Here is a 12,069-nt window from a genome sequence, read left to right as displayed (position 1 = left end):
ACTACAAGTGTCCATGAGAATTCGCAAAGGAGCGTGAGCAATATGCACAGCGGTATCGTGAAAAGTATGACTGTCATGACCACGGTAGCCATGCTGGCGGTTGGTTTGGCGGGCTGTGGTGGTGGTTCGTCCGCTTCCGGTTCCGACAAGGGAAGAGTCTATTTTCTTAATCACAAATCTGAAGTTGCCGATCAGTACCATCAGCTGGCAAAGGATTTCACAAAGAAGACCGGCATCAAGGTTGATATTGTCACGGCCGCGACCAATACACTAGATCAGACCACACAGTCGGAGTTGGCCAAGAAGGATGCGCCGACTATTCTGAGTATCGGCATGGATAACTTCCCGAAATTCAAGAAGTATCTGCTGCCTATTCAGGATACTGATGTCTACAAGCTCCTGGATAAGAATGGCAGGGAGTATTCCATGAAGGATGGCAGCGATTCCTTCACCTTCCCCTTTGCAGCTGAATATTATGGCATCATCTACAACAAGAAAATCATCAACGAATATGGGGCCAAACCCTACGCAGTAGTTAAAGGTGTCGACGAAATCAAGGATTACGCGACATTAAAGAAAGTAGTTACTTCAATTCAGGAGCACAAAGACGATTTGGGTCTTCAAGGTGCAGTGACTACGCCGTCGGTAGATGCTTCCGATGAGCACAGGTTCGTATCCCATATGTCACGTATACCGCTTTACTATGAATATCGGGATTCCAACACGACCTTCAAACCTGAATTGAAGGGCACTTATTTGAAGAATTACAAGGATCTTTTTGATCTCGAAGTTGCTAGCAGTCCGTCGAGTCCAAAGACAGCTAGCAATAAGACCTATGACGATTGCGTCGCTGAATTCTCCCAAGGACAGGTTGCTTTCTTCCCTGAAGGGGTCTGGGCCTACCCATTGATTCGCAATAACAAGGTAGCGGATGAGGATATGGGCATGCTTCCTTATTGGATGGGCATTCCAGGTGAAGAAAAAATGGGACCTGCATCTGTATATGATGCTTCATGGGCTATTAACAAAAAAACCAGCAAGACCAATCAGGAAGCATCCCTGAAGTTCATCAAGTGGATGGTCACTTCCGAAGAGGGCAAGAAAACTCTTTCGCATAAGATGAGTTTCTCCGTGCCTTTCTCGGCATTCAGCGACAAATACCAGCCCAATAATGTTCTGACTTTGTCCGCGCGAGCCTATGAGAAGCAGGGTAAGCCACTGGTTCGCAGTTTCAATCTCCCCAGCACTCAGTGGGGCGACAATCTGGCCAACGCGCTCTTGGAGTATACCCAAGGCACCAAGGACTGGAACAATGTCGAGCACAGCTACATTGATGGTTGGCAGAAGGACTGGAAGCTGGTCAAACAGACAACTGGCGCCCTGCCGACTGCCACTAAACTCCACTAATTGATCGCAGATGAAAGTGGTCGTCTGAATAACAGCATCGCTGACGGGGACAAACCCTTGATACGTGCAAAACGCATGAATCTGTCCCCGGCTTTGCCCTGAACGAAGGCTCAAAGCTACTCCGAACAAAGTGGGCGACCGCTATACCTCAGAAAGTCAGCAACATAATGATATCAATGATAGGCAAATCCATACGCAAATGGTGGATGTTGTTCTCCTTACCGACCTTGGTAGCTTTTATGGTGGGGTTTGTGGTGCCTTTCATTCTCGGCATCTACTTAAGCTTCACAAACTTCACTACTATTACCGACGCTGAATGGGTCGGTGTTGGCAATTATTCAGGTGTCTTTAGTGACCCGGAATTCATACATTCCTTGATACTTACAGTTCTATTTACAGTGATAACTACGGTCATCATCAACGTTGTCGGGTTCATGATCGCCTATATGCTAACTAAGAAAATCAGTGGATCGACATTGTTCCGCAGCATCTTCTTTATGCCTAATCTGATTGGCGGCATCATTCTGGGATACATCTGGCAGCTGCTGCTCAATGGCGTGCTGTCATTCTGGAATCGGTCTATCACCTTCTCGGCGATGTATGGATTCTGGGGCCTGGTGATACTTACCTGCTGGCAACAAATTGGCTACATGATGATTATCTATATCGCCGGGTTGCAGGCTTTGCCAGGGGATGTCATCGAAGCTGCGCAGGTGGATGGTGCAAGCCAAGGTCAGACATTGCGACGCGTGATTCTGCCCCTGATGATGCCCAGCATTACGGTGTGCACATTTTTGACTATAACCAACGGATTCAAGACATTCGATCAGAACCTCGCATTGACCAATGGTGCTCCATCCAATAATTCCGAGCTGATCACGCTCAATATCTATCGAACCTTCTACGGAACCGCTGGCATGGAAGGGGTCGGGCAGGCCAAAGCTGTCATATTCTTCGTCATTGTTGCGATAGTGGCGATTGCTCAGAATCGCCTTTCTGCAAAGAAAGAGGTGGCATTGTGAACAAAGGCACCTTTCGTCACGGCCGTTTGTGGACCGTGTTCTTTTCGTTGGTCTCATTGCTGTGGATTTATCCGTTGATCCTAGTGATTGTCAACTCTTTTAAGAAAAAGGCATATATTTCCACAGAAACTTTCAGCTTGCCCAGTGCAGAAAGTTATGCGGGACTGGAAAACTATCGACGCGGCATTGAGCGTACGAATCTTTTGGTCAGCTTCGGGTGGACCATTATTTTGACCGTGGGAAGCGTTTTGCTGATCCTGCTATGCACATCTATGTGCGCCTGGTGGATAGTCCGCGTTAATAACAAATTCGCAAAGCTCATCTATGTGCTGTTCCTTTTCAATATGATTGTACCTTTTCAAATGATCATGTTCCCACTGTCCAAAATCACCGACATGCTCGGATTGAACACACCCTGGGGCCTATGGGTAATCTATCTGGGCTTCGGCGCCGGTCTCGCAGTCTTCATCTTTACAGGAGCTGTGAAATCGCTGCCAATGGAAGTCGAAGAATCGGCCATGATCGACGGTGCATCGGTTCCACAGACTTTCTTCAGAATCATCCTGCCCATGATGAAGCCAACTGTCATGAGCGTGGCCATTCTTGAAACCATGTGGATCTGGAATGACTTCTTGCTGCCATATCTGACTTTGGATATCAGAAAATACAAAACAATATCGATAGCCGTGCAATATTTAAAAGGCGGCTATGGCGCTGTCGATCTGGGCGCCATGATGGGCTGCCTGGTCTTGGCCATCATACCGGTCGTCGTATTTTATGTGCTCTGCCAGCGATACATCGTTGAGGGTATTACTACTGGAGCTGTAAAGGGGTGAACTGTGGGTGAAGCAACCAGCAGGAAATCGAGTGGAATAAGAGTCTCCCAGTCAATAATGGGCCAGTCAGTCTCTATGGGCTATGATGCCAAAGGCGGTGCCCGTAACCGGTCTTCATTGTATGCTGCAGCAGGATTGGAATGGCCGAACGACTATATGCCTGAGGAGGAGATACCTCGATATAACGATTACCCATTTTGTGTAGATGTTTCCAATAATCGACTTTTGGCTTCGTTAGATCGTTCGGCATTCGTTCGTCGTGCAGTAGTCTGTGTGGGGTCTCAGGATGCGCGGGGTTATGATGCTCCAGGCGTATACACTAAAAAACAATTGGCATACTTCGATGGTCATTGCGGATTGCGCATGTCGATTGACGGCAGACCTTTGCAACAGCCTTCCCTGAGCTTGGAGAAGGGGGTGGTTCCTGTTTTTGGCTTCTGCCGGCGCGACGTCGAAGTGACGCTGCGGGTATTCGTGCCAGCTGTCTATGAGACAAAGGCGAGTGCTGTTTTCCTGCTGGCTGAGGTGAGAAATCAGAGTGATTCGTCCCATGCGCTGGGTATTGAGTTGGATTACGAAGAATCAGGTCAATCAAAGTGGCCGAATTTAGCAACGGACGTAACGCTGATTGTTGAAGGTAATACCGACAACCATGGCAGCTGTCAGATGAGTATTGATGCCGGACAGATAATACAGATCGGCTGCATTTGCAGATTCGGTGTCGGCGTGCTTCCATCACCTCCAGTGGTGACTCTTGGGGAAATGGATTGCGCACTTGGGAAAGTCTTAGAGTCCGTAGGCTCTCAAGGAGTGTTAGAAGTACCAGAAGAGCCTTGGGTTGGTGATGAGCTGACACGAGCGGCTGAACTTGCCAGGCAGAGTGTCCTTCAACTTGCTAACGGTGAGGTCATAGGCTCTTTCTGGGGGTCTAATGTCAATCCGAAGCCTGACGTGTGGATGAGGGATTTTTCCTACACGACTATTGGTTTAGTAGATACGAATCCAAAGTTGGCATATAGGTGCGCTAAATATCTTTGCGCCGCCAGTGCTCCTGGCGAGCTGTGGGGTACGACTGAAGAAGGCCAAGGAGATGAATCATCGTATCGGCACTCTTTGGGTAACGCCTGCATGGGCGCAGTTGTCCTCTCGATGATTTTTCGACGTTATGGCTACGACTCGGTGGATCAGCCTGATTCGGTGATTGTCGATTATCTTCATCAGCTTGCAAGGTGCATGATCGCCGACCGGCCTGATCGAGGATCATTGTATGCCACGCGTTTCATTTCCGATGGCTTGTCTCGCGGGGACTTTCATACTGGTTCCAATATGCTTGCATGGAGAGCTGCAGATGCCTTAATTGAAGATTTCCATGCTCTGTTTGATAACAGCACGATCGAGACGCTGTCGTCGATTCGTTCACAACTCGTGGAGACCATTGAAACGCTGTGCGTGGGGTCCTTCGGTCAGGGTGAGCAGTTCGTGGAAGGTGCATATGCCGATGGCACTCTAGTGCCAATTCATGATGCTGAGGAAAGTGATTTAGCGCTTGCAAGCGTTTATGGTTTTGCCAAACGTGATGATCGCCGCATCATCAACCATATGTATTGGGCTCATAGCACAGGTAATCCATATTATGCCCGGATCTCCGGTGGCATTGATTTCTGGGATTTCGACGGAAGCAATGGCGTTTCATATCCTGGGTACCTGTGTCTATTGAAGCGGACAAGGAATCGTGAGGATCTTCGGCAGGCTTTTGCAGCAATACGTAGGACAACCGATTTAGATGGGTCGTTTTGGTGGTGGCCGTTTAAACATGACGAAACGGATGCGAATCGAGTAAAACGAGGTCTGGGAAAGTGCGGCTGGTGCGGTGGTGAATTCGTGAGTCTCATACTCCATGACATTCTCGGAATACAAACCGATGCGAAAACCAGCTCTGTAAGCTTTGCACCGTATCTGCCTTGGCGCAAGGCTAGCCTCACCGGTTTCGCTTTCCTGGATGGCACGGTGGATTTTGTGGTGGACGATAAAAAGCTTAGCCTTGTGAACAACACAGGCCGCGATATCCATGCTCGTCTACAACTTTGCATGCCCGCAAATTCCATGCTTGAAGATGTCAAAATCAATGGTTCGAGCAGGAGGATGGAAGCTCAGCTGGTCAGGCTGTTCGACAGTTCTTCAGTAGTTTTGAAAGAGATAGTGGGCCCACAGAAGCGGATTGATATGACTATCGCGATTTCCTAAGCGATCAATAGCCGACATACAAGTTTGGATGAATCAGAAAGCGAATGGTGCGATTGATGGTGCAAGCATACGAGAATGACCTGCTTTATCGCCTGCTGAGGCCCAGGCATGGTGTGACTAGGTGCATAAATGGGGAAAATCCTCAGGGGGGTAGAGGGGAAGCTGGAAATTCAAGCAGTCCTTTAGGGTTTACCAGAAAAGGGCATCCCAGTCTGCCAGTTCTGCGCCACGGCGAAACAGTCACTATTGCAGATATTCAGGAGCCGGGGATCATCAAGCATATGTGGTTCACTGTCACGGATGCCACTTCGCCACAGGGTTTGTATGTTCTTCGGAATCTGTTAATTAAAATCTATTGGGATGGTGAAGAGAGACCGTCGGTCGTCTCTCCTTTGGGTGATTTCTTCTGCTGCGGACATGGACGGGGTGCTCTGGTGGACTCCTTACCTATCTGCGTTAACCCAACGAGAGGATTTAATTGCTACTTCCCCATGCCGTTCAGCTCGGCTAGAATCGTACTAATTAATAACCACGACGAGGATGTGCAATCAGTCTTTTATCAAATCGATTATGAACTTAATGATGCACTGCCTGACGAGCTGATGAGGTTCCACGCTCAGTGGCGGCGGGAACCTGTCACTACTAGACAACAGGATTACACCCTGCTTGACGGTGTAGCGGGTGACGGAATATATGTGGGTACCTATTTGGCCCTTACTGCTTTGCAATCACGATGGTGGGGCGAAGGTGAGTTTAAATTCTTCATCGATGGAGATAACCAATTTCCTACCTGGTGCAGTACCGGTGCTGAGGATTATTTCGGTGGTGCTTGGAGTTTTCGATCGGAAACGAATAAAGATACCATGCATGAACAGACCTATAACAGGGCCTTCATGGGCTACCCATTCTATTCGCGGACATCTGGGGGTGAAGCCAGTGATTATTGGGATGACTCAGGTCCTGTAGTTCGGGGAATGTATCGATGGCACCTAATGGACCCAATTATCTTCCATCAGGATTTGCGGGTCACATGGCAGCAGATAGGAGGCCGCGAGAGCGGAATGTTCGAGCGGGAGGATGATGTGGCCACTGTGGCTTATTGGTATCAAACAGAACCGCATCTGCCTTTCCCTACTGTTGTCGAAAAGCCTGATCCGAATCTGCTGATGCCTAGGTGACGTCGAAAAGAACATCATGCATTTTCTGTCGCCAGAGTCTGCCTTCATGCGTGGACTATCTACGGTTATTGATGCAGTATGGATAACCATCTTGATGATTGTGGCATCGTTGCCCGCAATTACTGCAGGCTCTGCTCTAGTCGCTGCGAATTATGCGGCCAGGAGATCTTTGGCGGGCATCGGACATGTGACACGAGATTTTTTTGCTGCCTTTAAAAGCAATTTTATGCAAGCGACCATCCTGTGGCTGATTCTTGGTATTCCTGGTGCTGCTTTGGTAGTCCTCTGGATTGTTGTGCGTTCATGGGCGTTACTGGCTCCACAGCTTATTGCTACCTGTTTTTGGATAATCAGTTTTGAGTGGGTTTGGTGGTTACAGGCGCGATTTGCCAACTCTCTTGTGGGAACATTGAAGAATTCATTGATTTTCGGGCTGACTAAATGGCCATATACCGTAGTGATCGTAATGCTTGACTGCTTCATTTTCGTACTTCTATTCGCCTCGATGGCTGTTATGCTACGCGGTCTTTTTTTGCTTGCTCTGGTGGCGCCTGGAGGCTTGGTCATGGTTAAGAGCGCAATTTTAAATTATGCAATGCGTTCCTACGTCGCATAAGAAAGTGACCATCTGAAACTGATGCAGGAATCGTTTACTTAGGTGGGAATAATATTTGCCAGAAGAAGTTGAGTGATGTAGGCTCAAGTTTCGGAGTGGTCATGATGGCTGCTTGCCCGGGCCGACGGGAGCCGGCCATCGGGACCACGAACGAAGCGCGAGCGGAGAACGTGAACGATGAGGTGCAGGGTCAGGCCCTACGCCCCGATTTCATCAGGAGGTAATGAGTATGGCACGTGCAGTTGGCATTGATCTGGGAACCACCAATTCCTGCATTGCAACCCTGGAGGGCGGCGAGCCCACCGTAATCGTCAACGCTGAGGGCGCGCGGACCACGCCGTCGGTGGTGGCGTTCAGCAAGTCCGGCGAGATTCTGGTCGGCGAGGTGGCCAAGCGTCAGGCAGTCACCAACGTTGACCGGACCATCAGCTCGGTCAAGCGCCACATGGGCACCGACTGGTCCGTCGAGATCGACGGCAAGAAGTGGACCCCTCAGGAGATTTCGGCCCAGATCCTCATGAAGCTCAAGAGGGATGCCGAGTCCTACCTGGGCGAACCCGTCACCGACGCGGTCATCACCTGCCCTGCATACTTCAACGACGCCCAGCGCCAGGCCACCAAGGATGCCGGTAAGATCGCCGGTCTGAACGTCCTGCGCATCATCAACGAGCCCACTGCTGCGGCTCTGGCCTACGGTCTGGAGAAGGGCAAGGAGGATGAGCGCATCTTGGTCTTCGATCTGGGCGGCGGCACCTTCGATGTCTCCTTGCTGGAGATCGGCAAGGACGACGACGGCTTCTCCACCATTCAGGTTCAGGCCACCAACGGCGACAACAAGCTGGGCGGCGATGACTGGGATCAGAAGATCATCGACTGGCTGGTCAGCGAGGTCAAGAACAAGTACAACGTGGATCTGTCCAAGGACAAGATCGCTCTGCAGCGGCTCAAGGAGGCTGCTGAGCAGGCCAAGAAGGAGCTGAGCTCCTCCTCGTCCACCAGCATTTCCATGCAGTACCTGGCCATGACCCCCGACGGAACCCCAGTCCACCTGGACGAGACCCTGACCCGGGCGCACTTCGAAGAGATGACCTCCGACCTGCTGGGCCGCTGCCGCACGCCTTTCAACAACGTGCTGCACGATGCCGGCATTTCGGTTCAGGACATCGACCACGTGGTGCTGGTCGGCGGCTCCACCCGTATGCCTGCTGTCAAGGACCTGGTCAAGGAACTGACCGGCGGCAAGGAAGCCAACCAGACCGTCAACCCCGATGAGGTCGTGGCCGTCGGCGCTGCCGTGCAGTCCGGCGTCATCAAGGGCGACCGCAAGGACGTGCTGCTCATCGACGTGACCCCGCTTTCCCTGGGCATCGAGACCAAGGGCGGCATCATGACCAAGCTGATCGACCGCAACACCGCTATCCCCACCAAGCGGTCCGAGGTCTTCTCGACCGCCGAGGACAACCAACCCTCCGTGCTGATCCAGGTCTACCAGGGCGAGCGTGAGTTCGCCCGCGACAACAAGCCTCTGGGGACCTTCGAGCTGACGGGCATCGCTCCGGCTCCGCGCGGCGTCCCTCAGATCGAGGTCACCTTCGACATCGACGCCAACGGCATCGTGCACGTCTCCGCCAAGGACAAGGGCACCGGCAAGGAGCAGTCCATGACCATCACCGGCGGTTCCGCCCTGCCCAAGGACGAGATCGACCGCATGGTCAAGGAGGCCGAGGCTCACGAGGCCGAGGACAAGCAGCGCCGTGAGGACGCCGACACCCGCAACGCCGCCGAGTCCGCCGCCTACCAGACCGAGAAGCTGGTCAACGACAACAAGGACAAGATCTCCGACGAGGTGGCCAAGGAGGTCACCGACAAGGTCAACGCTCTGAAAGAGGCTCTGAAGGGCGAAGATATGGACAAGATCAAGAACGCTCAGAGCGAGCTGATGACCTCTGCCCAGAAGATCGGCCAGGCCCTCTACGCCCAGCAGGGCTCCGCTGACGGTGCAGGCGCTCAGGGCGCTGCAGGTGCCGCCGGTGCTGCCTCGAGTGCAGGCTCCTCTTCGTCCGCCGATGACGACGTGGTGGATGCCGAGGTTGTGGATGACGACGACAAGAAGAAGGACGGCGAGTGACATGTCGGCCTTCGACAAGGATGATGCCGGGCCGCTGAAGGGCGACCTGGCCGCTGCCGGCGAACCGGACGGGAACGAGGCCAAGGCCTCTGACACCGCCTCGACGCCTGACCAGGAAGCGGCTCGCGGATGTCACGCCGGCAAGAGCGCAGCAGACGAGAGCCAGGCGGCTGGCCAGACCTCGTCGGATTCCTCCGCCAAGGACGCTTCGTCCGCCGATGCTCAGGCTGACGACAAGACTGATTCTGATTCGGCCAAGGAAGACGGCACCGACAAGGAATCAGAGGGTCTGACCCCTCTGGGCCAGGCCAAGAAGGAGGCCGCCGATTATCTGGAGGCTCTCCAGCGCGAGCGGGCCGAGTTCGTCAACTTCCGCAACCGTGCCAAGAAGGAGCAGGACATCTTCCGCCAGCACGGCATCGTGGATGTACTGACCGCCCTTCTTCCGGCCCTTGATGACATTGACCGGATCAAGGAGCACGGGCAGATGGACGACTCCTTCCAGGCTGTGGCTAAGAAGATCGACAAGACCTTCGAGAAGTTCGGCGTTGAGAAGTTCGGTGAAAAAGGCGAGGACTTCGACCCCACCAAGCATGAGGCCATCCTGCACAAGCCGGACCCCGAGGCCAAGAAAGAGACCGTTGACACGGTGGTCGAGGCGGGCTATCGGATCGGCGACCGGGTGATTCGGGCTGCCAGGGTAGTGGTGACTTCGCCAGGGCAGTAGCAGGGACGGTGATTGCGGACCTTCCGCAGGCTGAATCGACGCCTTCGCATGCGGCGGCTGGGTGGGTTATGGTCCCGCCTGCCGCCGCACGCGAAAGGGCGGATTCCAATTCCATATATTCGTAGCTTATGAGGAAAGGAGACATGGATGGCTGAGAATGAATGGCTGAGCAAGGACTATTACAAGGTCCTTGGTGTCTCCAAGGACGCCAGCGAAGCGGAGATCACCAAGGCCTACCGCAAGCTTGCCCGCAAATACCATCCCGATCTCAATAAGACCAAGGAGGCCGAGGAGAAGTTCAAGGATATCTCCGAGGCCTACGACGTGCTCAGCAACAAGGAGCAGCGTCAGAAGTACGATGCCATCCGCCAATTCGGCATGGGGGGAGCCCGGTTCGCCGGCGGCTCCGGCCAGGGTGGCTTCAACACCGATGCATTCTCGGACATCTTCGGCTCCATGTTCGGCGGGGCCGGGGCGCCGGGAGGCACCCGCATCCGGTTCGGCAACGGTTCAGGACAGCCCGATTTCGCTGATATCTTCTCCTCCTTCGGCGGAGGGGCCGGTGGTGGCGGCCGAACCACCTACCAGGAGACCAGGCCCAGGCCCGTCAAGGGCGAGGATCGCAACTCGAAAATTGGCCTGTCCTTCCGTCAGGCGGTCAAGGGGGCCACGGTCTCCCTGAGCGTGGGTGGCAAGCGCTTCAAGACGCATATCCCCGCTGGAGTTCACAACGGCCAGAGGATCAGGCTGGCCGGCAAGGGTCGGCCTGGCAGGGACGGGGGCGCCAATGGCGACCTCTACCTGCAGATCAGCGTTCAACCCAGCCAGCGGTTCACCATGGAGGACAGGGACCTGGTCATGACCCTGCCGGTGACGGTATCCGAGGCAGCCCTGGGAGCCAAGGTTCAGGCACGGGACATCGACGATCAGGTCGTCACTTTCAAGATTCCGGCTGGCTCCTCCAGCGGCGACGAGATTCGCATCGCCGGCAAGGGGGTTCAGGACCGGCGCGGCAAGGGCGACCTGGTGGGGCGGCTTGAGATCCGTATGCCCAGTCGGTTAGGTATGGCCCAGAAGAAGGCCATGCGTGACTTTGCCAAGTCCAGTGGCGACTTCGACGAGCAGATCGCCGGAGAACGCATGAAGATATGACGATCCGGATGCCGGACCAAGTCGGAACGAACAGCGGAGAGGAGTGATGATCATGGTCAGGGTGGATCCCGAGACCAGGCGGATCTATCTGGCCTGCGCTCGCGGTCTGGTGGCCGGGCGCATCAGCCTGGATGATGCCGACGATGCCGGCTTGGACATTGAGTTGCCGGTCTTCAGCGTCGGCCAGGTCGGGCAGTTGGCCAACATCCATCCGCAGACCCTGCGCCAATATGACCGGCTGGGTCTGATCGTGCCGGAACGGACCGAGGGGGGTGCGCGGCGATACTCCCTGCGGGATCTGGACCGGTTGGGTCAGGCCCAGCATCTGAGCCAGGACGAGTCCATCAACCTGGCCGGGGTGACCAGGATTCTGGCCCTGGCCGAGGAGAATCGTCAACTGAGGCGCCAGCTGCGCCGCTCCCACCAGTCACAGGGGTCCAGCATGTTCGCCGCCGCTGCCGACGGCCGGGTTGTCGAGGTCAGGCGGTCCAGCAGAGCTCGGCTCTGGCGGCAGGACACGACGCATGACGAGGCTGATCCGACTGATTCCAAATCGCTGATCGTCTGGAGCGTACGCTCCTCAGGTAGGTGAGGGGCCTGTGCTATGTTGTACAGGTTGGCCGCTCGCCCAAGCGTTGTGGCCGATCGTCGCCTGAATGCTTTGAGTACGGGGAAACCGCTTGCGCGAAATTCGTCATTCTCTGCTTTGCACGCGGCCTGCGAACTGTCGACCGACAGTACCGTTTCTTCCCTGTTGTG

Annotated in this window: 10 protein-coding genes; all 10 read left to right on the top strand. The window is 54.0% G+C overall.

The window, feature by feature from the left end; all coding sequences use genetic code 11:
- The first annotated feature begins 42 nt into the window (after nt 1-42).
- The 10 genes from J3T93_RS05410 (at nt 43) to J3T93_RS05365 (ending at nt 11,902) form a co-directional block, all read left to right on the top strand.
- On the top strand, nt 43-1,407 hold the full coding sequence (locus tag J3T93_RS05410; RefSeq protein ID WP_267430854.1) for an ABC transporter substrate-binding protein: 1,365 nt from the start codon (nt 43-45) through the stop codon (nt 1,405-1,407).
- A 167-nt stretch (nt 1,408-1,574) separates the two neighbouring features.
- Entirely contained in the window at nt 1,575-2,429 is an 855-nt protein-coding gene (locus J3T93_RS05405) for a carbohydrate ABC transporter permease (RefSeq protein WP_267430853.1), read from the top strand.
- Nucleotides 2,426-3,265, top strand: a complete 840-nt coding sequence (locus J3T93_RS05400) for a carbohydrate ABC transporter permease (RefSeq protein ID WP_267430852.1) — start codon at nt 2,426-2,428, stop codon at nt 3,263-3,265. Before J3T93_RS05405 ends, J3T93_RS05400 begins: the two co-directional genes overlap by 4 nt.
- A gap of 3 nt (nt 3,266-3,268) precedes the next feature.
- The gene (locus J3T93_RS05395) at nt 3,269-5,509 is read left to right on the top strand and encodes a hypothetical protein (RefSeq protein WP_267430851.1); all 2,241 of its coding nucleotides are present in this window, start codon (nt 3,269-3,271) and stop codon (nt 5,507-5,509) included.
- Between the two features lie 56 nt (nt 5,510-5,565).
- The gene (locus tag J3T93_RS05390) at nt 5,566-6,687 is read left to right on the top strand and encodes a glycoside hydrolase family 172 protein (protein ID WP_267430850.1); all 1,122 of its coding nucleotides are present in this window, start codon (nt 5,566-5,568) and stop codon (nt 6,685-6,687) included.
- A gap of 46 nt (nt 6,688-6,733) precedes the next feature.
- Nucleotides 6,734-7,303 carry a YesL family protein gene (locus J3T93_RS05385; protein WP_267430849.1) on the top strand — a complete coding sequence of 190 codons (570 nt, stop codon included), beginning with the start codon at nt 6,734-6,736 and terminating at the stop codon, nt 7,301-7,303.
- A gap of 229 nt (nt 7,304-7,532) precedes the next feature.
- On the top strand, nt 7,533-9,431 hold the full coding sequence (gene dnaK / locus J3T93_RS05380; RefSeq protein WP_121913956.1) for a molecular chaperone DnaK: 1,899 nt from the start codon (nt 7,533-7,535) through the stop codon (nt 9,429-9,431).
- 1 nt (nt 9,432) lies between these two features.
- Nucleotides 9,433-10,158, top strand: a complete 726-nt coding sequence (grpE, locus tag J3T93_RS05375; RefSeq protein ID WP_267441427.1) for a nucleotide exchange factor GrpE — start codon at nt 9,433-9,435, stop codon at nt 10,156-10,158.
- A 147-nt stretch (nt 10,159-10,305) separates the two neighbouring features.
- Nucleotides 10,306-11,310 (top strand): J domain-containing protein, encoded by a 1,005-nt coding sequence (locus J3T93_RS05370; RefSeq protein WP_267400333.1) that lies wholly within the window; start codon nt 10,306-10,308, stop codon nt 11,308-11,310.
- Nucleotides 11,311-11,362: 52 nt separating this feature from the next.
- Nucleotides 11,363-11,902: a heat shock protein transcriptional repressor HspR gene (locus J3T93_RS05365; RefSeq protein WP_267400335.1), complete on the top strand. Its 540-nt coding sequence runs from the start codon at nt 11,363-11,365 to the stop codon at nt 11,900-11,902.
- Nucleotides 11,903-12,069 lie beyond the last annotated feature (167 nt).

The organism is Bifidobacterium sp. B4111 (assembly GCF_026537235.1).
Classification (GTDB): domain Bacteria; phylum Actinomycetota; class Actinomycetes; order Actinomycetales; family Bifidobacteriaceae; genus Bombiscardovia.
This window is presented reverse-complemented; position numbering and strand designations above follow the sequence as displayed.